This is a genomic window from Nitrosospira sp. TNL300, from assembly GCF_055385915.1.
In genome coordinates this window covers 580,677-604,318 of the sequence record NZ_AP041005.1, presented here as the reverse complement: position 1 = coordinate 604,318, position 23,642 = coordinate 580,677, and the positions used below count along the sequence as shown (strand labels likewise).

General features: G+C 53.6%; 19 protein-coding genes. 12 read left to right on the top strand and 7 right to left on the bottom strand.

What is annotated here, in order from left to right; genetic code table 11:
* Nucleotides 1-5 precede the first annotated feature (5 nt).
* The gene (locus ACZ5BW_RS02695; RefSeq protein WP_464542276.1) at nucleotides 6-461 is read right to left on the bottom strand and encodes a hypothetical protein; all 456 of its coding nucleotides are present in this window, start codon (nucleotides 459-461) and stop codon (nucleotides 6-8) included.
* On the bottom strand, nucleotides 461-1,720 hold the full coding sequence (locus ACZ5BW_RS02690; protein WP_464542274.1) for a nucleotidyltransferase domain-containing protein: 1,260 nt from the start codon (nucleotides 1,718-1,720) through the stop codon (nucleotides 461-463). Before ACZ5BW_RS02690 ends, ACZ5BW_RS02695 begins: the two co-directional genes overlap by 1 nt.
* A 226-nt stretch (nucleotides 1,721-1,946) precedes the next feature.
* Between ACZ5BW_RS02690 and ACZ5BW_RS02685 the strand changes: the two genes are divergently transcribed.
* Nucleotides 1,947-2,273, top strand: a complete 327-nt coding sequence (locus ACZ5BW_RS02685) for a helix-turn-helix domain-containing protein (RefSeq protein WP_464542271.1) — start codon at nucleotides 1,947-1,949, stop codon at nucleotides 2,271-2,273.
* On the top strand, nucleotides 2,270-3,136 hold the full coding sequence (locus ACZ5BW_RS02680; RefSeq protein WP_464542269.1) for an ImmA/IrrE family metallo-endopeptidase: 867 nt from the start codon (nucleotides 2,270-2,272) through the stop codon (nucleotides 3,134-3,136). Before ACZ5BW_RS02685 ends, ACZ5BW_RS02680 begins: the two co-directional genes overlap by 4 nt.
* A 360-nt stretch (nucleotides 3,137-3,496) precedes the next feature.
* Here ACZ5BW_RS02680 and ACZ5BW_RS02675 read toward each other — a convergent pair whose 3' ends face one another.
* Nucleotides 3,497-3,685 (bottom strand): hypothetical protein, encoded by a 189-nt coding sequence (locus tag ACZ5BW_RS02675; protein ID WP_464542267.1) that lies wholly within the window; start codon nucleotides 3,683-3,685, stop codon nucleotides 3,497-3,499.
* Between the two features lie 230 nt (nucleotides 3,686-3,915).
* Between ACZ5BW_RS02675 and ACZ5BW_RS02670 the strand changes: the two genes are divergently transcribed.
* The 4 genes from ACZ5BW_RS02670 (at nucleotide 3,916) to ACZ5BW_RS02655 (ending at nucleotide 10,460) form a co-directional block, all read left to right on the top strand.
* Nucleotides 3,916-4,857 (top strand): tyrosinase family protein, encoded by a 942-nt coding sequence (locus ACZ5BW_RS02670; protein WP_464542265.1) that lies wholly within the window; start codon nucleotides 3,916-3,918, stop codon nucleotides 4,855-4,857.
* An 88-nt stretch (nucleotides 4,858-4,945) separates the two neighbouring features.
* Nucleotides 4,946-7,591 carry a hypothetical protein gene (locus ACZ5BW_RS02665; protein ID WP_464542263.1) on the top strand — a complete coding sequence of 882 codons (2,646 nt, stop codon included), beginning with the start codon at nucleotides 4,946-4,948 and terminating at the stop codon, nucleotides 7,589-7,591.
* A 168-nt stretch (nucleotides 7,592-7,759) separates the two neighbouring features.
* Nucleotides 7,760-9,730: a GMC family oxidoreductase gene (locus tag ACZ5BW_RS02660; RefSeq protein WP_464542260.1), complete on the top strand. Its 1,971-nt coding sequence runs from the start codon at nucleotides 7,760-7,762 to the stop codon at nucleotides 9,728-9,730.
* A gap of 211 nt (nucleotides 9,731-9,941) precedes the next feature.
* Nucleotides 9,942-10,460 (top strand): DUF3617 domain-containing protein, encoded by a 519-nt coding sequence (locus ACZ5BW_RS02655; protein ID WP_464542258.1) that lies wholly within the window; start codon nucleotides 9,942-9,944, stop codon nucleotides 10,458-10,460.
* A 59-nt stretch (nucleotides 10,461-10,519) separates the two neighbouring features.
* On the opposite strand, the gene mpl is transcribed toward ACZ5BW_RS02655, so the two are convergent.
* Both mpl and ACZ5BW_RS02645 read right to left on the bottom strand, forming a co-directional pair.
* Nucleotides 10,520-11,890 (bottom strand): UDP-N-acetylmuramate:L-alanyl-gamma-D-glutamyl-meso-diaminopimelate ligase, encoded by a 1,371-nt coding sequence (gene mpl / locus ACZ5BW_RS02650; protein WP_464542255.1) that lies wholly within the window; start codon nucleotides 11,888-11,890, stop codon nucleotides 10,520-10,522.
* A 27-nt stretch (nucleotides 11,891-11,917) separates the two neighbouring features.
* The gene (locus ACZ5BW_RS02645) at nucleotides 11,918-12,172 is read right to left on the bottom strand and encodes a hypothetical protein (RefSeq protein WP_464542253.1); all 255 of its coding nucleotides are present in this window, start codon (nucleotides 12,170-12,172) and stop codon (nucleotides 11,918-11,920) included.
* A 96-nt stretch (nucleotides 12,173-12,268) separates the two neighbouring features.
* Here ACZ5BW_RS02645 and ACZ5BW_RS02640 point away from each other — a divergent pair, with 96 nt between their 5' ends.
* The 5 genes from ACZ5BW_RS02640 (at nucleotide 12,269) to ACZ5BW_RS02620 (ending at nucleotide 19,163) form a co-directional block, all read left to right on the top strand.
* Entirely contained in the window at nucleotides 12,269-15,055 is a 2,787-nt protein-coding gene (locus ACZ5BW_RS02640; RefSeq protein WP_464542250.1) for an LPS-assembly protein LptD, read from the top strand.
* A gap of 69 nt (nucleotides 15,056-15,124) precedes the next feature.
* A complete protein-coding gene (locus ACZ5BW_RS02635) occupies nucleotides 15,125-16,447 on the top strand; it encodes a peptidylprolyl isomerase (protein ID WP_464542248.1) in 1,323 nt (440 codons plus the stop codon).
* 43 nt (nucleotides 16,448-16,490) lie between these two features.
* The gene (gene pdxA, locus ACZ5BW_RS02630; RefSeq protein ID WP_464542246.1) at nucleotides 16,491-17,471 is read left to right on the top strand and encodes a 4-hydroxythreonine-4-phosphate dehydrogenase PdxA; all 981 of its coding nucleotides are present in this window, start codon (nucleotides 16,491-16,493) and stop codon (nucleotides 17,469-17,471) included.
* 70 nt (nucleotides 17,472-17,541) lie between these two features.
* Nucleotides 17,542-18,321, top strand: a complete 780-nt coding sequence (gene rsmA / locus ACZ5BW_RS02625; protein ID WP_464542244.1) for a 16S rRNA (adenine(1518)-N(6)/adenine(1519)-N(6))-dimethyltransferase RsmA — start codon at nucleotides 17,542-17,544, stop codon at nucleotides 18,319-18,321.
* A 212-nt stretch (nucleotides 18,322-18,533) separates the two neighbouring features.
* Nucleotides 18,534-19,163, top strand: coding sequence for a transglycosylase SLT domain-containing protein (locus ACZ5BW_RS02620; RefSeq protein WP_464542242.1), 630 nt, complete (start codon nucleotides 18,534-18,536; stop codon nucleotides 19,161-19,163).
* Nucleotides 19,164-19,384: 221 nt separating this feature from the next.
* Here ACZ5BW_RS02620 and ACZ5BW_RS02615 read toward each other — a convergent pair whose 3' ends face one another.
* A complete protein-coding gene (locus ACZ5BW_RS02615; RefSeq protein ID WP_464542240.1) occupies nucleotides 19,385-19,771 on the bottom strand; it encodes a hypothetical protein in 387 nt (128 codons plus the stop codon).
* A gap of 550 nt (nucleotides 19,772-20,321) precedes the next feature.
* Between ACZ5BW_RS02615 and ACZ5BW_RS02610 the strand changes: the two genes are divergently transcribed.
* Nucleotides 20,322-21,545 (top strand): ammonium transporter, encoded by a 1,224-nt coding sequence (locus ACZ5BW_RS02610; protein ID WP_464542238.1) that lies wholly within the window; start codon nucleotides 20,322-20,324, stop codon nucleotides 21,543-21,545.
* Between the two features lie 185 nt (nucleotides 21,546-21,730).
* Here the strand turns inward: ACZ5BW_RS02610 and lpdA are convergent, their stop codons facing one another.
* On the bottom strand, nucleotides 21,731-23,617 hold the full coding sequence (lpdA, locus tag ACZ5BW_RS02605; RefSeq protein WP_464542236.1) for a dihydrolipoyl dehydrogenase: 1,887 nt from the start codon (nucleotides 23,615-23,617) through the stop codon (nucleotides 21,731-21,733).
* Nucleotides 23,618-23,642: the final 25 nt, after the last annotated feature.

The window sequence follows — 23,642 nt, the reverse complement described above, 5'->3', positions numbered from 1 at the left end:
TTAGACTAAATCCAACGCTTCTTGCGCTGTCTAGGATGTTTCCCCCCACCGGACCAGGTGCCGGTGGTCAGCCAGTCCTCAAAGTACCAGAGCCATTCCGAAGTCCATGGGATATAGGTCTCCGTCAACTTCATTTGAGGTAACCATTCACGTTGTTTTGGCCACCACAAGCAGAGCTTCGTCCCTCGTCCTTTATTTGGATAAACATGAGGCAGCGGGTCCTTGTCGGCAAGGATTGTTAGATCAGGTCGCAGAACCAGCATCTCGGGTGGGCGCGCATCCGGGCTCACTTGCAATTCACATTTGTAGATTCGACCAAAATCGCTTGGGGATATGAAGAACTGGTACCGCAGCAAGCGCCCTGCACAGGAAATCACACGTGCTCCGTCAAGCGGCAAAGCACTCAGTTCTAAGGCCCGCTGGGCCAAGGTCGGAATAGGCGTTGCCGGATATCGTGCCATCAATGCCCGAAATAAGTGTGTGAGCGGACAGGGACGCTGATAGGGGTAGCTGCGCCAGGTCCAATGAGGGTAACCCTACCGGCAATACGACTGGCTTCACGACGCCGGGAATGGTCTTGCTGGACAGCCAATGCAGCACGCTGGCCAAACGCAGCTTCCAGGGTCTTGAGCAGGACATCCATCCCTGCGTTGTTCTCGATAGTGTTCAAAATTCGCTTCAAGTCGTTAACCAGAAGGCGGTGCCAGGAAACAAATGCCTCTTGCCGTGCATGAGAGTTCATGCCTCCCGCAAGATTGTCTCGAGGGGCAGAAGGATTGGGTAGGATCCACTCTTCAGAACTATCAGGCACCGGTATACGCTCGAAATACGTTGGCATCTGCTCAGCGATATCCAATAGCAATTCTAGTGGGCTCTCATGAGGCTTTGGTGCCTCTACCGTATAGGCCATTGCAGCCAAGGTGGTGATAAAAACCGAAGAAGGCGCCATGTCCTGCCCAGCCTGGGCAACGCCAAAAGCGACATTGCGATGTATCTTCATCAATTGTACTAGTCGACACAACAACCGACCGAAGACCTCTTTCGCATCTGGAAGCGGTGTTACATCGGCACGGGCAATTGAATCTAAGGCCTCAGCAAAATTTACCTCAGCCACAAAATTTGGCGAGATTGCTGCTGCTAAATCGAAGTGCTTTGCGTAGCCACGAGGATTGGTAGAGTTGTAGAGCCTGAGCTCACGATCAGGAATGAGTCCATGGGTCTCGCCGAAGGGTGCTGTCAGCAACGGATTATCAATTACCGGAGCGATATCCGCACACATACCTTCTGCATATTCGAGAGTGATGCAGCGCTCCCAGCGATGTAGTCGAAGCCCCTGGGCTTCGGCATATCGCCTTACGGCAGCATGGAGATGATCCAGCAGTCGTGCTGGACCATGGTCACCGTTGTATTTTTTAAGCGCATTAGGTCTGAGCCGGGCGATTAGATCAATGTCGAATCCCTGGCGTGAGCCATCTCTAGGTCGAACAATGGTACCCAACTGGCGCGAGCCATGAGCATGTATTTCTAGCAGGAGTTGGCCGAGTTCTGGGCAGGTTGAGAGGAATTCACCTGTGCTGCTGTATGAGCGCTCCAATGCCTCCAATTGCGTCTGTGTAGGCTCATGAGCTTGCGCGATAGTGTCCACGAGATAGAAGAAGCGGGCCTTAGATCGCATGGAAATAATTGGTTGCTCGGGCAGGGCTACAGATTCTCGAATCAAGTGGATCTCCTTTGGTTATCGTCATTCTTGTCTTGTCAGAACCTGTTTTGCTTTGGTTTTGACTGTCTGTGAGATTCCACGTTACCCTCATCACAGGATTACTAAGAATCGGCATCCTGTGTTGCAAAATAGAGTTGCGCATAAAGTTTGGAATCCCCATAATTAAAATTATGGACTTCCGAACTTCGGAAATCAAGTATATTTTTTATCTAACTTACGAACTTGCATGCCAACATTAGGTGAGAAGGTCCGCATATTGCGGAAAAAAGCTGGCTTGACGCTGGAGCAGCTCGCTGAGCAGATTGGCGCATCAAAGTCATCCGTGTGGGAGCTAGAGAACAAAGAGAAAACTCGTCCGTCGGCCGAACGCATTAACGAAGTTGCAAGAGTCTTAGGGGTGACCCCAGAATTTCTCATGGATGATAGTGTCGCCGACCCTTCGATTGATGTGGCTGATGAAGCCTTCTTTCGTAAGTACCGAGCGCTGGACAATACCACCAAGCAGCAACTACATGACATCCTTAATGTGCTGGACCGAAAGGGTAACGCTTGACCAAACCCCTATCGCCAAAGCGGGAAGCCATTAAATTAGTGCACCTCTGGCGCGCTGTGTATGGATCTACCTTCCCCATCAATGCTGGAGCGCTAGCACAGGAGTGGTCATCCCAAGTTGCACCAGAAGGGCCTATCGGCGAATTGCAGGCTCAGGAGTTGAACGGCTTTGAGGGTGGGCTTTTCTGGTTGAAACAGAGGAAAGTCTGGGCGCTTCTATATCACCCTCATCCCGAATTGCCTGGACGCTCGAATTTTACCATTGCTCACGAGTTTGGACATTTCGTACTTCATCGCAAGCTTCAGGAGATGTTTCAGTGTTCGCAGGGCGCTACATTGGGGATGACTAGCATCAGCATCGAACGAGAAGCAGATCAGTTCGCTTCCTATTTGCTGATGCCGATCGATGACTTCACCCAACAGGTGAGCGCTCGACACATAACACTCGATCTGCTGGGTGAGTGCGCTGCACGTTATGGAGTATCACTAACGGCGGTAATACTGAAGTGGCTGGAATTCACTAATCAAGCCGCAGTGGTCGTTGTGGGACGAGAGGGGATGTTGTATTGGTGGCAGGCTAGTAGTAGCGCTAAAAAATATGCCTTCAGGAATCTTCGTCAGGGAATGGAACTGCCTTCGCGCTCATTGAGCAGATCACCCAACTTGGTAATCTCGGCATCGGATTATCGTTTAGGTATCGAACATCCTAAGGAAGTGTGGTTCACTGATGCCGCCGTTCGCGAGATGATGGTCGTTTCCGATCGTTATGACATGACGATCTCTTTGCTAGTGCTCGAAACGCTGGGGGTGATCCATGAAGAGACACCTGACGAAGATATGACTATCAATCTGCCAAGGTTCTAAAGGCTTAATGGATAGATTGATCAAGCAAAAAATTTGGATTGCTTGTGTCTCAGGACACCGATTTGACCAAATAGATTGATCTTCTCCTCAATCTTGCGTTTGACTTGTTCATACATCCGCAATCGGTGGAAAACACCTTTCTCCACCTGAAGCGTTGGTGAGGCATTGCAACCCAATATGCCAAAAATAGTACATCATTCCTTGCTACCAAATCAGATGCATGCCCTCTGGCTCAAAGTCTCGTGACTACACTATCTAGGATCAAGGTGGTTAATATTCATTGACCCAGCAATGAAAACGATCGTCATATAGTTGTCTCCAAGTCAGCTGGCAATATAGATTTGGCGCACTTTGTGGTATTCACGCAATACCTTGCATACGGTTTTCGATTGTTGCGATATACAGCAGATCATCAACTATCAAGGGCAATCCGTGGCCAGTTTCCCTGAATTTCGCCGTGGATGCTGAAGCTATCTCTGATGGCCTCTCTTGTTTTTCAGAATCTGTCGTCCATGCCAATTCAGCGCGAGCTGGATTGGATTCCTCCATTTATGACTTCTTTTGCAGGCTTTTTGAAGCGAAACGCCTCTGGGCGCAGAGCTCTCGATTGCCTCAATCCAAGCGCAGACAGACCACAGCCAGGCTTCGAAAAATCGAGCGGATCAATCGCCATGTACTATAGTTACTGTGTGTAAGGCGTATTGGGCATCGAACGAGAGCTAGCCATATTGCCCGCTTGTTTTCCCAAACTCCCTCAACCCTTTGTCAGGAGCAAAAAAATGGACCATTCGCATGAGACCGGTGAGCACCTTCACCCAAAAACCTTTGATGAAGTTCTCGCTCTCGGCTTTCCGCTGGACAAGCTGGAGTTGCTTAAGGAAGTCCATAAGAAACTCGTAAAACCCCTGCTTGGCGGAGCAGCCGCCTTCGCACCCAAACCGCCGGGCGCACCGGTCACCCGGCAGAATCAGGGAGATCTCTCGCCAGAAAAACGGGAGGCATTCCGCAATGCGGTTGTTCGCCTGGTAGAGGAAGGCAAATACCTGGAGCTGGTCCGGTTTCACATGGACATGTCGCATGACATGCATGGCATGATGGGCGAGACGGGTCTTTACCGTTTTCTGGGCTGGCACCGCCGTTATCTGGTCGAGTTCGAGCGGGAATTGCAGCGTGTTGATGCTATTCTCCGCCCTGGTTCCAATGAAAAACTTGCGGTCCCCTATTGGCGCTGGGAAGACCCCTTCCCCGCTTGGCTGAACGGCTTTCTGCCCGCAAATGATCCGGATACGGGAACGCAGCCACCGTCACGCAAAAATGCTTCGCCACCGCAAAAGGCCAACGCGACGGATGTGAATATCATCGTTAACCAGTTCTCGATCCAGGAGACCGGTCTGAACAATGAGAATGACTATACGAAATTCACCTATGGGCTCGAGGGCTGGGGCCGGAGGCCGGATGGAACGAGCCTTCCCGCTCATAATCACGGTCATGCCTGGATAGGCGGTATCATGAACAATACCATGTCATCCCCCACGGATCCGGTTTTCTGGCTTCATCACGCCGAAGTGGACCGTTTGTGGCATATCTGGCAACAGGCCAATTCATCGGCGGAACCCAACCTGAGCGGGTCTGACCGCATCATGGATCCGTGGGGGGAATCATACGATGATCTGGTGGATACGGAAGATCTGGGTTACGTCTACGACTCGACGTCGTTGTAAAAAGAGACTGCGTTTTCATCGTCGGGAGATGCTTTTTTCGGCACCCGCAAAAATCAATAATATTCGATTTCTCCCAGGAGGCTGCCCCATGAAGTCCAAAAGAGTTGCCATCGCTCTCATTGCAATGGGATTGACTACATTGCTTATCGGCTGCGCCTACAAGCGCCCGCCCTGGATTGCAACCGAATGTGTTGAAGGTCCGCTTGCGAAGGCCGGAGCAGTGAAGGACGAGGCACAATGCGTGAATCGATCAGCAGAGAGCTTCCCCGGCGCGGACGAAGATTACTTCAAGGACATGGACTATGGGATCAGCAAGGACCCGCAGAAGGTTGTCGCCACGCTGGAACCGTTTGTTCCCGGTATTTCCGGCGCTCCGGAAGAGGCTGTAAAAGCCATCGTCAGGGGCCGGAATAACTGGATAGTGTGGACAGGCGGCGATGACAAGTTCTGGGACCATCTCAATATCAACAGCGAGGGCAGCTTCGATCTCCTGAAGGTTCTTTCAAACCATCCGCACCTCATCAAAAATCCGGGATATAGCCGGGATAACCGGTGGTACTGGTTTGGTCTTATCAATGAACCATGCTTCAGGAAGAACGTGGATACGCAGGGGAATCCGTCAGGACGCGCTGACCGCTTCGGCCTGTATCTCGACGTGCGCGATCCGAATTGTGCGCAGGACCCGTTCGAGAATGAAGAGAAATACCCTGGCGTAAAGATCGGTGCGCGCGGCAAGACAGTGCCGATCGGCTCCTACTACGGATATGCGAGCGGGATTGTAGGGTTGCGATTGTTCCCTAATCCCGATTTCGATGAAGCCGCAAAAAAGCGCTGGGACCCCGAGAGATACTATACCGATCCGTCCTACTACAACGATGCCAACCTGGTGAAGCCCTATCGGGTCGGCATGTCGTGCGGATTCTGCCATGTAGGCCCGAACCCTTCCAATCCGCCGAAGGATCCGGAAAACCCGCAGTGGGCCAATCTTAATTCCAATCCCGGCGCGCAATATTTCTGGTTCGACCGGGTATTCGCCTACGAAGCCGACAAGAACAGCTTCGCCTATCAGTTTCTCACTACCAATCGCCCTGGCGCCCTGGATACCTCCCTCATTTCAACGGACTATATGAACAATCCGCGCACCATGAATGCGGTGTACAACCTGGGCGCGCGGATGAAGAACGCATTGCGCTTCGGGAAGGAGCAACTGACGGGCGATGAGTTGAACAATAAGCAGTTTAACGATTATCCGGAGATATCTTCCGAGAGTCCGCTGAGAAGGTTCTTCGAAAAATCGGGCACGGTGTTCACTCCGCGGGTGCTCAAGGATGGAGCGGATTCCGTGGGCGCGCTTGGTGCCTTTAACCGCGTTTTCGTAAATATCGGACTTTTCAGCGAGGAGTGGCTTCAGCATATCAATCCGCTGATCGGTGGCAAGCCGTTCACGCCATTCCCGATCACCACTGCCAACAAGAATTCCAGCTATTGGCGGGCAACGGAAAACCAGACTCTGGATACATCGCTGTTTTTCCTCGCAGCCAGCCGCCCGGATTATCTGGCGGAAGCGCCGGGAGGCGAGCATCATCTGACCGCTGATACGCCCACCCTGAAACGCGGCAAGGAAGTATTTGCAGAGAATTGCGCCGGCTGCCACTCCAGCAAGCTGCCGGAGAAAGCGGTGAAATTCTTCCCCAATAACGGTTGCGTCGGACCTGATTACCTGAGTTGCTGGAACCAGTACTGGAACTGGACAAAGACGGACGAATTCAGGCAGGAGATGAAAGAAATCGTTCTGAAGGAGGATTTCCTTGCCGACAATTACCTTTCTACCGAGTTGCGTGTTCCTGTCACCCTCCTTGAAACGAATATTTGCGCTTCCCTTGCAACCAACGCGCTCAAGGGCGATACCTGGGATAATTTTTCCTCCACCTCGTACAAGGAATTGCCCTCCGTGGGAAGCGCGCTGATTCACCATCCCATAACACGGGAGCCGCGCTCCTATCCCATGCCTGGTGGCGGCCGCGGGTATATCCGGCCGCCTTCGCTTGCAAGCCTCTGGTCCTCGGCGCCCTTCCTGTTGAATAACACCCTGGGCAAATTCTATCCCTCGGGCACTGTTGAAGACAGGATGAAGTCCTTTTATAGCGGGATAGAGCAATTGCTCTGGCCGGAAAAACGCTACTGCGACCAGGAAGACCTGTACGGGGGTGGTTACTATGCAGAAAAGAATTATGGGGCTCAGGAACGAACAAGTTGCGAAAGCCGCACTTATGTCACTCGCTCGGGCAAGGAAGTGCCGGGCATCATCGACCGAACCTGGGCAAGAAGCTGGCTGCTGATACCGGAGGGTTACCTGCCCTGGTATGTCAGGCTGCCGATCCATGATGACGTATTGAATCTGGGACCCATCCCGGAGGGCACACCCGTCAGCCTTCTATCCAATCTGGACCTCGAAAAAAGAGGTGGCGAAGTCAAGACGCTGCTGAAGACGCTCAAAGGTCATCTGGGCGACCTGCTCGCCGCCAAAGTAACGCCCGACCGGATCACGGATGCGGAATTACGCAAGGTCTATTCTGACCTGGTCGATCCCCTCATCGGCGTGAGCAAATGTCCGGACTTCGTGGTCAACCGGGGTCACTATTTTGGAACCGATTACCTGCCGGGAGACGAAGGGCGGCCGGGGCTCGGAGATAGCGATAAACGCGCATTGATCGAATTCCTCAAAACGATGTGACGCTCTAGGCCCAGATCACTGCCAGAATCACTGCTCCCCTCGGGGGAGCAGTGCGAATTCTTTATTAAGGCAGGGTAAATCGAAGGGAAGTTGCAGCCAAACCGGTGGAAACTTTTCCTTTATAATGATTTTCGCGACTCTCCGCAGAAAAATACTATTGGTTTCGCCTTGATCTCCCGACGTAGTTTTGTCAAGCTCAGCGCCCTGCTGGTATCCAGCGCAAGCACCTTTCTTGCCAGTTGCTCTACCCTTCTCTGGAAGGGTACCTCGCGACCCTTTGCTCCCCTGGATTGTCCGCCGGTTGCAGGGAACAAATTCGATTACATCATCATCGGTTCCGGAGCGGGCGGTGGCCCGCTCGCCTGTAACCTCGCATTGAAAGGTTTCCGCGTGCTGCTGCTGGAGGCGGGGGGAGAAGACGACCCCTGCGAATATTACGTTCCCGCCTTTCACGCGCGTACCTCGGAGCACGAGGCGTTGCGCTGGGACTTCTTTGTACGTCACTACGCCGATGACGAGCAGCAGAAACGGGATGACAAGTTCGTTCCGGAACAGAACGGCGTGCTATACCCGCGCTCCGGCACCCTGGGGGGATGTACTGCGCACAATGCGATGTTGTTGATCTATCCCCACAATAGCGATTGGGACTATATCGCCGAAAAGACCGGCGATGAATCCTGGCGCAGCGAAAATATGCAGAAATATTTCAAGCGCATGGAGCGCTGCGAGTATGCCAGCCGAGCTGAAGAACCGGATAGCCGGCATGGATTCGAAGGCTGGCTTCCGACAAATCTGGCAGAGCGGGAAATGCTGCTGAGAGACAAAGTCCTGAGGAGGCTTTCAAAAGCTGCGCTCGAGGAATCACTGAGCGGCATTATCAATCCGATCAAACGAACGTTGCTCAAGATAAAAACCCATGGCGATCCCAACGATTGGCGTTTTATCCGGAGAAGGCCGGAAGGCTTGTGCAAGATACCGATCACTACTCGGCAGGGGCGTCGGGCTGGAGCCCGGGAGTACATATTGCGCGTTCGCGAGCAATGCCCGAATTTTCTCGAAGTCAGGACTCATGCGCTGGCAAAGCGCATCCTGCTCGATGAACAGAACAAGGCCTATGGGGTGGAGTATATTTCTGGCGCCCATCAGTATCGTGCGGACCCGCGGCATGGAACAGCAACCCCAGGGATCGTGGAAACCGTGCTTGCAGAACGGGAGGTGATTGTTTCCGCAGGCGCATTCAATACACCCCAATTGCTCAAGCTCTCCGGCATCGGCCCTCGGGAAGAACTGGTGAGCCATGGCATCGAGGTAAAGGTAGACTTGCCAGGGGTCGGAGAAAACCTTCAGGATCGTTATGAGCTGGGAGTGGTTACCCGGCTCAGGGAAAACATCCCCCTGATCAAGGGGATGAAACTCCGCTGTCCCGCCCCCGGCGAAGCGCCTGATTCCCAGTTCAGCCAGTGGCTTCAGGGCATCGGGCCCTACACCACCAATGGTACGACGATTGCACTCATGAAGCGCTCGTTTCCCGAACGCCCCAATCCCGATTTATTCATTTTCGGCCTGATCGGGGATTTCCGGGGATATTATCCTGGCTATGCCGATAATATCGCCAGAACGGAAAATGCCTTTACCTGGGCCATCCTCAAGGGCCATACCGCTAATACAGCTGGCCGGGTCACGCTCCGATCCGCCGATCCCCGCGATGTACCGGATATAAACTTTCATTATTTTTCGGAAGGCACGAACGCTGGAGAAGACATGGAATCGCTTATCGCCGGAGTGGAAGCAGTGCGCAATATCGTCAGACTTTCCTCCGACGTGATCGAGGAGGAGGTTCTGCCTGGTCCGGAAGTAAAGAGTCGTGAAGATATACGGCGTTTCATAAAAAACCAGGCGTGGGGACACCATGCCTCGTGCAGTTGTAAAATGGGCGCTGCCACTGATCCCATGGCTGTCGTCGATAGTCGGTTTCGCGTTTATGGCACCCGGAATCTGCGCATTGTGGATGCTTCCGTTTTCCCCAAAATACCCGGTTTCTTCATCGCTTCATCCGTCTACATGATCAGCGAAAAAGCATGCGACGTGATCAGCGAGGAATCAGCGAGGATGCGGAAAGCACAACAGCTGAAAGCGTAAGCCGGCACTTATTATTCCCGTTCATAACTCCCGCCTCCTGTCCGCAAGGAGAGCAATTCACCGCTCGACCCCAGATCCTTCCTCTTGCGGCACCTCGAAAGTTCTACAGCGGTAGCTAGTACATAAACCTCCTTTCCGTGTATGGAACTCCTCAGTTGGCGGGCTGGTATAATCAACGTGAATATTTGGAGAACCGGGTTAGAAAGATTCGATGCGAAAAATCCTTCCATCACTACTGTTATTCATGGTTTCGGTAGGCAATGCTGCAGAAACCCCTATACGGCCCGGCTTATGGGAAATAACGACGACGTCGGTGCTATTGGCCCTGGTGCCACAGATTCCGCCCGAGCAAATGCAGCAGCTGACGAATCTGGCGAAGCAATATGGACTGGATTTACCCCGGATCGAGAATGGAGCGGCCACATCCAGAATCTGCATCACTCAGGAAATGGCGGACCAGGAGATTCCTTCCTATTTGCACGTTCACGAAGCGGGATGCAGCATCAAGAATGCCCTCCGCATCGAGAATGACTACAAGATGGATCTCGTCTGCACCAATCCTCAATTGCAGGGCAAGGGGCGAGCCGAGGGTTCGTTTACGACATCGGAGAGTTTTTCGGGATGGACCGTGTTCAAGGGCACGGTGCAAAATACTCCGGTAAACGAGCACGCCGATACCACGGGACGCTGGATCAGGGCGAGTTGCGGCAAGGTAAAATCCCCGGATTGATTGTCAATCCGGTTCCTGTCCTGCCATATCCGCCCACCTGACTGGCGGCGGCTTAACCCTTACCCGCTGGCAACTTCGTCTACTGCGACTGCGGCCATCCTTTTGAGCAGTTTTTCGTGAATACCGCCGAAACCGGCGTTGCTCATGACGAGCACATGGTCGCCTGGTTGGGCGTATGCTGTAATCGCGGCTATCAATTGGTCCAGTTCTTCAAAGGCAACCGCTTTTTCGCCCAGCGGAAGCAGCGCTTGCGACAGGTCCCAGCCCAGGTTGGCAGCGTAGCAGAACACCACGTCCGCCCTTGTCAGGCTGTCTGCCAGACTCTCTTTCCATACGCCCATTTTCATGGTATTCGAGCGTGGCTCAAGCACGGCAATGATGCGCGCCTCTTTCACCCTGCTGCGCAGCCCATCGATCGTTGTACGAATCGCTGTCGGGTGGTGGGCAAAATCGTCATAGACCGTGATATCCCTTGTTACACCCCTTACTTCCATGCGACGCTTGACATTCCTGAATTCCGCCAGCGCGGCAATGCCTGTCTTTACCGGTACACCGGCGTGACGAGCGGCAGCCAGCGCGGCGAGCGCATTCATCCGGTTGTGCTTTCCCAGCAATTCCCACAGCAGTGTTCCCTGGGATTCACCTAAAAAGGATACGGCAACCGCATCGTTCGTGAGGACGTTTGCCTCCCACCCATTGGGGACGCCTATCCTTTCGACGGGCGTCCAGCATCCCTTCCTCAGAACCCGCTCCAGATTCTCTTCCTGGCCATTGCTGACGATAAGACCATTGCCGGGGACGACGCGCACGAGGTGATGGAACTGCTGCTCGATCTCCTCCAGGTTCCTGAAAATATCTGCATGATCGTATTCCAGGTTATTGAGAATGGCTGTTCTGGGGTGAAAATGGACAAACTTGGAACGCTTGTCAAAAAAAGCCGTGTCATATTCGTCGGCTTCAATGACGAAAAAACCTGAACCACCCAATCTGGCCGAGATTCCGAAATTCTGCGGTATGCCGCCAATGAGGAATCCGGGTTCCATCCCCGCATATTCGAGAATCCACGCCAGCATGGAACTGGTTGTGGTTTTGCCGTGCGTCCCCGCCACGGCAAGCACCCATTTGCCCCGCAGGACATTTTCCGAAAGCCACTGAGGACCGGAAATATAGGGCAGGTTGCGGTCAAGAATCTCTTCCATGAGGGGATTGCCGCGGCTCACCACGTTCCCTATCACGAACAGGTCAGGATTCAGCCTGGTTTGCTCCGGGGAAAACCCTTCGATCAACTCGATACCCCGCGATTTCAATTGCGTGCTCATCGGGGGATAGACTCCTGCATCGCAACCGGTAACCCTGTGACCTGCTTCCTGTGCAATTGCCGCAATGCCTCCCATGAATGTGCCGCAGATGCCAAGAATATGAATATGCAAAGCTTGCTCCTGATATATATAAATGAATTACGCGTCCGCCTGCTTGCGGCTAAAATATGCCCGCCCGGAATTGGCCCGTTCCATCCTGTCAGCGTGCTTCGATTGTGCGTTCGGCCTCATCGCTGCTGGCTTGTCACTCTTTTTTGTTACACTTACGGCTTTTGTTTGCTTGCAGCCCACTACTGATGCCGGTTGAGCGGGGGGCTGCATGCAGGAGCAGCTTCCATCTGCACGCGTGCGCCCCACTATTCTGCGCTCATGCTTCCATACGGTGGCTTCCATACAGCAGCTTCCATACGGTGACGCGAGACTTATGAGCTTGAAAATAGGCATTCATCCATTTCCGGATGATATCGTTTTCAGGTTGAAGAACTTCACATGAAATTGCGTTTTATCCGTTCCGCCTGCTGGTCTTTTTTGCTGTTTTGCCTTGCCTGGAATGTGCGCGCCGAGCCGCCTCTTTCTTCCAGGCCAGAGCAGGAACGCGCAGCCCCTCCTGGTGAGGGTGACGATAAACCGGTGGTTATCGATACGGAACGCATCCGTGGCCATCATGAATACGAGTCTGGCGCCAGGAACGAGAGTGAATTGCGCAGTCGCTCGGCCATTTCAACTGATCAGATAAAAAAACCCAATCAAAAAGCGGGCCCCACCGCTAAAGATGCGCCACCCGGGCCTCAGCAGAACTATACACTATCCCCCGCAATAAAAACCGACCCCCGGACAAGCACCTCTGCCCAGGAATCGGAGAAGACGGAAAGCATGGTTTTACCGAGCGGTATGGAACGCCTTCCCGAACCCGTCGTAGAAGAAGGAGAGCCCAGGCTGCGCACTACGACCCGGGCTGCGCCGCGCAGTTTATCCGCGCAAAAGCGCGGGGAGAAGCCAGCGAGGGCAGCGGCGGCGGCAGAAGCAGACGAGGGCAGACCGGGGTTTGCAGAAGGCGAGCGCATTGGAGGGCACAGGGAAGAAGCGGGCGAAGCAAGGCTGCGTCTTGCCGGGGAGGCTGAGCCCGAGGCGGTTGAGCAAAAACTGGCAGAAGTTGAGGCGGAAACAGACAAACAACTCCCCGTGTTCGTCGTTGCAGACCGCTTGCAAGGTCACGTGGAGCAGGAAATCGAAGCGATAGGCAAGGCGGAACTGTCTACCGGAGATCAGTTTATTTCCGCTGAGCGGATGAAATACAACCAGAGCACCAACGATGCCGAAGCCCAGGGCAACGTTCGCGTGGAAAAGGAAGGTGACATACTGGAAGGATCCAATCTCAAGTTCAATCTGCTGAGCAAAACCGGCCAGTTGAGCGAGCCCAACTATCGTTTGAAGGATGCGAGCAGCCGCGGTTATGCGGGCATGCTCCTGTTTGAAGGCGAGAACCAGTACCGCCTGCAGAAGGCCAACTACACCACCTGCCCGGCGGGAGACGACAGTTGGGTTCTCCAGGTGGCTGACCTGAAGCTCGACAACGACAAGAAAGTGGGCACCGCCAAAAATGTGAAGCTTACTTTCAAGGATGTGCCGATAATGTATACCCCCTGGATGAATTTCTCATACAGTGGCGAGCGCAAAACAGGATTACTGGCACCTACTTACAGCACCAGCGGCAGGACGGGTCTTGAACTGGCTTTGCCCTTCTACTGGAACATCGCGCCCAACTATGACGCTACGTTTTCCGCACGTATGATGTCGAAGCGTGGCCTGGCGATCAACAACGAATTTCGCTTCCTGGGTAGAAACTCGAGCAGCAACCTGCTCGCCGACATCGTGCCTCGTGACCTGGATACGCAAACGACGCGATGGCGCACTTCGTTCTGGCACAATCATTATCTGGGAGGCGGCTTTTCCGCTCGTCTGGATTACAACAGGGTGTCGGATGATGCCTATTTCCGCCACTTTGGCAACAACCTGAATCTCACATCCCGCACCAACCTGCTGCAACAGGGACTGCTGTCTTACAATCGCGGGCTGGGAGATGACGGCACATTTAACGTAACCTCGCTTGTCCAGAGCTTCCAGACGATTCAGGATCCCCTGGCCACAATTGTCGTGCCTTACAAGCGCCTGCCGCAGGTGGGGTTGAACGCGAACAAGCCGGATGTCCTGGGAACGGGAGTCGATGTCAATCTTTTGGGGAGCTGGACCAACTTCTCCCATCCCACCCTGGTCAACGGCCGCAGGATCGTGCTCTTCCCAAGCATGAGCTACCCTCTTCGCAATTCGTTCGGCTTCATCACGCCCAAGGTGGGGATGCACTACACCCGTTACAGCCTCGGGGAGGATGCCGGCTCGGCGGGTGAAACCCCCACCCGCACCTTGCCGATATTCAGCCTCGACAGCGGCCTTGCCTTCGATCGCAAAATGTCCCTGGGCGGAGAAAGCTTTACGCAGACGCTCGAGCCGCGTGTGTTCTATGTTTACGTCCCGTTCCGCGCGCAAGATCAGTTGCCGAATTTTGATTCCGCCAAGACTGACTTCAGCTTTGCGCAGATGCTGTCGGAAAACCGTTTCAGCGGGAGCGACCGTATCAATGATGCCAACCAGGTGACTTTTGCGCTGACGACCCGCCTGCTGGAGTCCAGTACCGGAAGGGAGCGTTTGCGCCTGGCTGTTGGGCATCAATTAAGCTTTATCGATCGCCGGATCATACTGGAGACCCCGCAAACCGTCGATCGCCGACCCGATTTTATTGCCGCGGTGTCGGGTTTTCTCACACCGACCATCAGTACCGACAGCAGTTTTCAATTCGATCAGAGACGCCTTCTGGCAGAGGTGGTCCGCTCGGGTGTGAGCTATCGTCCCGAACCCGGTCGCGTGTTGAATTTCGGTTACCGTTTTACCCGTGACGTGCTGCATCAGGTGGATGCTTCCACCCAGTGGCGATGGTCGGAAAGATGGCAAACGGTGGCACGCCTGAATTACTCGCTACTAGACCACAGAATTCTGGAAGGGCTGGCAGGAGTTGAGTATAATGCGTGCTGCTGGTCGTTGCGATTTGTGCTTCAGCATTTGACCCTTGCTACGCAGAAATCGACCACAGCGGCTTTTTTGCAGCTTGAGTTGAACGGCCTGATGCAAATCGGATCGAACCCGTTGACCGTATTGCAACGCAGCATTCCCGGGTATATCAGGACAGGTAGCCAGGGAAGCAGCTTGATAGAAGGGCCATAGACCTCACATCTATCACTGTTCGCACGTCACGATCACGCCATCTCTCCCCTATTCCAGAAGCTTATTGACATGGGCACGAAATTGTCGTCGCGTTCTCCCATTTCCTTTCCCCTTTTAACGCTGTTTGCCGTAATGGCCATTGCCCCGCAACCGGCGTATTCCGGGGTGGAAACCATCGATCATATCGTTGCGGTTGTGAATGAGAACGTGGTTACCCGCCATGAACTGGACGAAATGCTCAGCGCCATGCTGAAACAATTGCAAAAGCAAGGCGTACAGCCTCCCCCGCCTGCTGTACTGGAAAAGCAGCTTCTGGAGCGAATAATTCTGAACCGCGTGCAACTGCAACTTGCGAACGAAACCGGACTGACCGTAAGCGATGCGGAACTCGACCAGACTTTGCGCCGTATCGCGCAGGAAAACAAGATGTCCCTGCATGAGTTCGACAGGGCGCTGGCGGAAGACGGGGTCAGTTTCAGCAAATTCCGTGATGAGATTCGCGAGGAAATCATCCTGGTCAGGCTGAAAGAGCGTGAGGTAAGCAATCGCGTGAGCGTGACCGAAGGGGAAGTCGATCATTTTCTGGAAACGCAGGAAGATTCGCCCAGCCAGAGCGACGAATATCGTATTGCCCATATTCTGGTGCAGGTGTCCGAAGGGGCTGACCCTTTGAAACGCGATGCGGCACGGCAGCGGGCAGAAAGCGTCCTGGCAAAATTGAAGGCAGGAACCGAGTTTGCTCAGGTAGCCGCCGAGTTCTCGGATGCGCCGGATGCGATGGAAGGTGGCCTGCTTAACTGGCGCCCCGCTGCCCAGCTCACAAAAAAGTTTGCCGAAATACTGACTCCAATGAAACCGGGAGAAATCACCGGGATAATTCCAAGCCCGAATGGATTTCATATCCTCAAGCTGGTCGACCGCCGCAACCAGGATACAGTAACCACCCTGATAGACCAGACGCATGCGCGCCACATTCTTATAAAAATCAGCGAACTCACCTCGGAGGCCGACGCCCACAGACGGGTAGCCGAGTTGAAAGAACGCCTGGATCATGGCGGCAAGTTCGAGGAACTGGCGAAGCTTCATTCGGAAGACGCCAGCGCCCCCACCGGGGGTGATCTCGGCTGGATCTCGCCGGGCGATACGGTTCCGGAATTTGAACAGGCTATGAGCGCTCTTAAACCAGGAGAAATCAGCGAGCCTGTCCAATCTCCTTTTGGCTGGCACCTCATTCAGGTCATCGAGCGCCGCTCCCAGGATGTAAGCCAGGAGCGCAAACGCCAGTCCGCACGCCAGGCGATCCGCGCCCGTAAAGCGGAGACGGCATTCCAGGAATGGTTGCAGCGCTTGCGGGACCGGGCGTATGTCGAGTACCGGTTGGAAGAAGGCTAGCTGGAAGCCTTGAAAAAGCGCTGTGGACCGGGTCAGCCAAACATTGAATAATCCCAGGCTCGCTCTCACTGCGGGGGAACCCGGCGGAATCGGTCCCGATCTGTGTGTGCAGATCGCCCAACTGGGTTTGCCTTTCACGCTCGTTGTCATTGCCGATAAGGAACTGCTGCAGGAGCGCGCACACTTGCTGCGGCTTCCATTGACAATAACGGACTACTCTTCCCGTACCGAATTAAAGCCGGAAAAAGGGAATCTGCACGTGCTGCACATTCCCGTAGCCAAGATTGCCACTCCCGGTAAACTTGATGCGGCTAATGCGCCTTATGTGCTGAAGACGCTCGAGCGGGCTGTTGCCGGATGCATCAATGGCAAGTTTGATGCAATGGTAACGGCGCCGGTGCACAAAGGCATCATCAATGATGCCGGCATTTCTTTTACTGGCCATACTGAATATCTCGCGCAACTGGCAAACGGTCGTCCCGTCATGATGCTCACCGGCGGCGGGATGCGGGTAGCACTCGCCACCACCCACCTGCCCCTGAAAGACGTCGCGAGTGCCATTACGAGCGATGCTTTGGAGCAGAAGCTGCGCATCATCGAGCATGATCTGGTCAACCGCTTCGGTATTCCAAAGCCACGCATTGCCGTAGCGGGCTTGAATCCTCATGCAGGGGAATCAGGTCATCTGGGCAGGGAAGAAATCGATATCATCATCCCTTTGCTCGACAAGCTGCGCGCCGAGGGGATGAGTCTGATCGGCCCACTGCCTGCCGATACACTTTTCAATCCATCGAAGCTGAAGGATTACGACTGCATATTCGCCATGTACCACGACCAGGGGCTGCCGGTGCTCAAGCATGCGAGCTTTGGAACCGCCGTCAACGTCACACTGGGCTTGCCGATCATCCGCACCTCCGTGGATCATGGCACTGCACTTGAATTGGCGGGAACAGGGAAAGCTGATCCGGGCAGCCTGGTGGCGGCTATCGAAATGGCGGCATCGCTGGTTGCGCATCAGCCATAACTCTCAACCCTGCATCTTCGTTCGCCTGAGCTTGTCAAAGGGTAAACGAATCTGCAAACTCTCATAAACCATGCAGCACACCCCCCGCAAGCGCTTCGGCCAGAATTTCCTGGTTGATTCCCAAACCGTAGCCGACATTCTTCGCGCCCTCCATCCCCGTCGGGAGGATGTAATGGTAGAGATCGGTCCAGGACTGGGAGCATTGACACGGCCTCTGCTCCAGTCACTTGAACACCTGCACGTGGTGGAGATCGACCGGGATATCGTGAAGCGGCTAGGTGAGGAATTTTCCGCGAAAAAGCTGACAATACATGAAGGGGATGCGCTCAAATTCGACTTCTCCAGCCTCGGTGAAAGTCTGCGGGTAGTGGGTAACCTGCCCTACAACATTTCCACTCCGCTCCTTTTCCACTTGAGCCAGTTCGCGTCCCATGTCCGCGATATGCACTTCATGCTGCAGAAGGAAGTGGTCGCCCGCATGGTAGCCAAACCCTCCACCTCAGATTACGGGCGGCTTTCAGTCATGCTGCAATGCCGCCTCGAAATGGAACAGCTTTTTATCGTCTCAGCCGAATGCTTCCGCCCGCCGCCAAAAGTCGAATCGGCGGTGGTTCGCGTGATTCCACTCAAGAAACCGCTGATCGAGGCGAGCCAGGAAAAATTGTTTGCCGAAGTTGTTTCCGCCGCCTTCTCGCACCGCCGCAAAACTCTGCGCAATACACTACGCAATTATCTCAAGCCTGACGATTACCTGAAGCTGGAGATTGACCCTAACCTGCGGGCAGAGAATTTATCAATCGCGCAATATGTAGCGATTACAAACCATTTCAATGGAGCCAGACTCGATTGAAGTTGATTGAAAGTAGCAGAAGTGTTGCACGAAGTTCTGAACTGAGATCAGAGCAAGAAATCAATCGGACCTGACCCTATCGATTCCCGACTTCTCGTTAATAAACAGGCAAAATACCTGTTTATAAAGCAAATCCTTAACATGAGCATGAGTATAATCTGGGAGCCATTTCCGGGCATGCAAAAAGGCGAAAAAGCAGACTCCTCGGTTTTATGAACGTGAAACAATCGATACTGCCGACCGTGGCATTGTTACTGGGTTGCGGATTAATACAGTCAGCAGCCTGGGCAGAGGTCATCTACTCGTTTACGGATGACCATGGCGTGGTGCATTTTACCAATGTGCCGACGGATGAACGGTATGTTCCATTCATCGGGAGCAGCACCAACCCCAGGAAATCACGGATAGCTTCAAATAACGGACATCTGATCGCATCGCTCAAGACGCAATATGGCCCGGTAATCAAGGAAGTCGCCCGCGTCCACGCCCTCGAAGACGCGCTGCTCCACGCCGTGGTCACTGCCGAATCGGCCTACAACCCCAAGGCGGTTTCAAAAAAGGGCGCAGCGGGCCTAATGCAGCTCATGCCGGAAACTGCCCAGAGATACGGCGTAACCGATCGTTTCGATCCCGTACAGAATCTCCATGGCGGTGCCAGATATCTCACTGAGCTGTTGAAAATGTTCAACGGCAACTTGAGTTTGACTTTGGCCACTTACAATGCCGGCGAAAACAACGTCGTCAAGTATGGCAACCGGATCCCGCCATTTCAGGAGACGAGGGCTTATGTGCCGAAGGTTCTCGATCTCTATCGCAGATATCATTCAGGGAAGAGGCTCTAGGAAGGGGACATAGGATTTTAACGGACGGAAAGCAAGATCGAGCCGGCCAGGAACCTGGGGAATCTCTGTACCAACGCTATACCGCTGGGTTCCGGCTTCAGCGCAGGCTAGCGTACGATTGTACGATTTTTTCCGTTTTGTTTTCTGTGATAGCCTCATTCCGAAAAAGCTGATCGACCAGTTCGGCAGCGGGCTCGGCAAAAGGGAAACTCTCGCTTCGTTTAGATATCGCAATATACTCTAAATGATGAATATCTTCTTTCTTCAGTATCAGGAACTATTCTATCTGTCAGGAAAGTATTCAAGGCCTCTTTACAACTATTATCCTTATATAATCTTATTTTATTGCTATTTGTTGCCAGCCACATATAACTGTCGACTCCGGAATTTGTTTTTATGTTATAGCATTTGCTCCATGTATTATCAACGCAACTGCCTTCGTGCCAAGATCCAATGATATCGATACAATCCTTTTTCGCATAAGCAGAAAATCGCCAAGTGTGGTTTTCTCCTAAATTAGGTTTACATTCTGCTTGAACATTTGTAGTAAAAGAAATGAAACAAAGAAAACATAAAGGCCATAGATCAAATTTTGAATTTCTTTTCATCCCCGAGACTCCGATAGTCTAAATGTATGGTGCAATCAGCGCGTCAAAGCGGCCTTGCCGTCGCACTGCGCGAACTCGGGCACATTGAGCGCACCCCTCTTTATCTTAGACCGCAACGCGTTGGCCTGCCGTGAAAATACCTTTCTCCACCTGAAACGCTGGGGAGGCATTGCTACCTGATACACCAAACAGTGCCTCATTTCTTGCCGCACATCCAGATCAGGTGCATCGCCCTTTGGCTCAAAGTCTCGTGACTACGCTATCTAGCGAGATGCCATCTGCTGTTTCGATCCTCACAGTATAGAAACCAGACATTTTTCGTCTCGTTCCTCTTGAATTTCGCTACACAACCCTCCTCTTCTTCCCCTCCCTATACGGCGAACGTCCAGGATCAATACAGTCTGCTCCTGTGAGACTTTGAAGTCCCGGCATCGTGTTTCTTTTTTTATTGAAGTCCATTTTATTGAAATGTCCCTATTGTACTTAAGGCTATTGAGGTTCACACTGTGCCTGGGCAAGTCAGATAACCGTAAACAATATGGGGGGAAAAATGAAAAAAAGTCTCTGCATGACGCTGTGTGGCACAGCCGGTTTTTTTCTGCTGTATTTAAGTGCCTGGGCGAGCGAGGGGGGTACTGCCCCCGAGCTTAACGAGGCGCGACAGGTAGCTCAATACAACTATGTAATCCATATCCTCGCCATGTTGCTGGTGGGTTTCGGCTTCCTCATGGTATTTGTCAAAAGATATGGATTTGGGGCCACGACCGGAACATATCTGGTGGTGGCTGTCGGTCTTCCGCTTTATATGCTGCTTCGCGCAAATGGGGTATTTGCCCACGAAATTGCTCCAAACACGGTCCAGGCATTGCTTTTTGCTGAATTCGCCGTGGCGTCCGGGTTGATCGCCATGGGCGCGGTCCTCGGTCGTCTCCGAGTTTTCCAATACGCACTGCTGGCACTGCTCCTGATTCCCGCTTATCTCTTGAACGAATGGCTGGTGCTGGATAACGGAATGGGTATGACTGAGGGATTTCAGGATACTGCGGGGTCGATCATCATACACGCCTTCGGTGCATATTTTGGCCTGGGGTTATCCCTTGCGCTGACGACGGCGCGACAACGAAGCCAGCCGATTGAGTCGGACCCGACTTCTGATCGATTCGCAATGCTTGGTTCAATGGTCCTGTGGCTTTTCTGGCCTAGTTTCGCCACCGCCATCGTTCCCTTTGAGCAAATGCCGCAGACGGTGGTCAACACGGTACTCGCACTGTGTGGCGCCACGATCACCACGTACTTCTTGAGCACATATTTCCATAAAGGCAAAACCTCGATGGTCGATATGGCGAATGCGGCGCTGGCCGGCGGAGTAGCGATCGGTTCGACCTGCAATATCGTGTCACCGACCGGTGCTTTTGGGATCGGTCTGCTCGCCGGAGCCGTCAGTGTCATCGGGTTTGTGTTCATTCAACCTGCACTGGAGAGACGCTTCAAGATCGTTGACACCTGTGGAGTCCATAATCTGCATGGAATGCCGGGATTGCTGGGTGCATTCGTTGCTATCCTGGTCGTGCCCGGCATAGCCGTTGCCCAATTTATCGGCATCGTCTTCAGTATCGTGCTCGCTCTGATAGCGGGGCTCGCCGCTGGCGCGCTCATCAGGGCTACCGGCACAACGCGTCTGGCTTACGAGGATAGTGAGGAATTCACACACACTGAAGGACCGGAAGCTACGGAAATCGATGCCATAGCACTTGAAGCCGAGACTTCAACTTAAAAGGGCGGTGGCCCAGACGCAGCGAATGCCCGGAATGGTATGGTCAAGACATAACCTGCACAGGCGCCACCTCTATCCTGGTGCTGCCTCAGTATTGCAAGCACCCGATCAATCGAGTCTGGCTCTGCTGATCTATCCGAGAATGTTCAATGGCAACTTGAGTTTGACTTTGGTCGCCTATATTCTCACTTCTTCGGCATATAAAGATCGGTAATCGTCCCCTCGGCGATTTCCGCAGCAAAGAATACGGTTTCGGACAAGGTAGGGTGCGGGTGAATGGTAAGGCCGATGTCTTCCATATCCGCGCCCATTTCGAGTCCCAGGACCGTTTCGCTGATCAGTTCGCCGGCATTGATGCCTACGATGCCTGCACCAAGAATGCGGCGCGTTTTCTTGTCCAGGATTAACTTGGTCACGCCTTCGTCCCGGGCCATTGCCAATGCGCGGCCACTGGCGGCCCAAGGAAACACCGCTTTTTCGAATTCGATACCTTGTTTTCTGGCTTCGGTTTCGGTGAGGCCCATCCAGGCGATTTCAGGGTCAGTGTAAGCTACGGAGGGAATGGCGCGGGCGTCGAATACTGCGGACTTCATCTTATCGCCTCCGGCGATGATTTCTGCCGCCAGCTTGCCTTCGTGCGATGCCTTGTGCGCCAGCATGGGCTCACCCGTAATGTCGCCAATGGCGAAGATATGCGAGACGTTGGTTCGCAGCTGCTTATCAATCGGGATGAAGCCACGTTCGTTCACGGTGATACCTGCATTTTCTGCGCCAATTTCGCGGCCATTTGGCCGGCGTCCTACCGCCATCAGAATCCGGTCGTATACTTGCGGTTCTGGTGCTGCAGTGCCCTCAGTGCCGCCTTCGAACGTAACCTTCAATCCTTCTTCCAGAGCTTCGATTCTGATGACTTTGGTTTTGAGGTAGATGGCTTCGTAACGTTTCTGTATGCGTTTATGCAGCGGCCGGATAAGATCGGCGTCCGCGCCGGGAATCAATTGGTCCATCAGTTCCACCACACTGACCCTGCTTCCGAGCGCATCGTAGACCGTCGCCATTTCAAGGCCGATGATGCCCCCGCCGATGATCAGCATGCGCTTGGGGATACCCTCCAGCTTGAGCGCGCCAGTGGAGTCGATGATGCGCGGGTCATCGTAGGGAAAACCGGGAATACGTGCTGCGCTGGAGCCTGCGGCGATGATGCAGTGTTCGAACGACACCGTTTTTTTTCCGTCGGATGTTTCCACTTCGATCATATTGGGCGAGGTGAACTTGCCCGTTCCCCGCACCACCTTCACCTTGCGTTGCCTGGCCAGTCCTGCCAGCCCCTTGGTGAGTTTGCCGATAATGGATTCCTTCCATCCGCGCAGCTTGTCTATTTCTATGCCGGGCTTAGCGAAAGCGATACCCTGCTGCGCCGTTTCCTCGGCATCGGTGATGACTTTCGCGATATGCAGCAACGCCTTGGATGGAATGCAGCCTACATTGAGACATACACCGCCAAGCGTGGGGTGGCGCTCGATCAAGACCACGTTTTTGCCGAGATCGGCAGCACGGAAGGCGGCGGTATACCCCCCCGGCCCTGCACCGAGGACCACTACATCCGCCTGAATATCACCTTGTAGAACAGAAGTCGCAGCGGGTGCTGCTACGGATTCGGGGGCAGGGACAGCGGCTGAGGCCGGTGCTTCCTCTTCTTCCTCTTCTTCCTCTTTTTCCGATGGAGGAGCAACGTCGGAAGCGGGCTTCTCTGCGGGCTCTTCCTGCTTGCTCACACTGGCAGGATTGCTGGCAAATTCGGCGGTTTCAGCAGGAGCAGCCGCTTCTGCTGCTGTAGGCTCCAGCATGAGTATGACCGAGCCTTCCGAAACCTTGTCGCCGACCTTGACCTTGAGTTCTTTTACCACCCCGGCTTGTGGCGAAGGAACTTCGATGGATGCCTTATCGGTTTCCAATGTGATAAGCGATGTTTCCTTTTCCACCGGGTCGCCGGGTTTCACCAGCACTTCAATCACTGCGACATCCTTGAAGTCGCCAATATCCGGTACTTTGATTTCGGTAAGCTGAGCCATGAAAACCTTATTAGTTTAAGGAAAT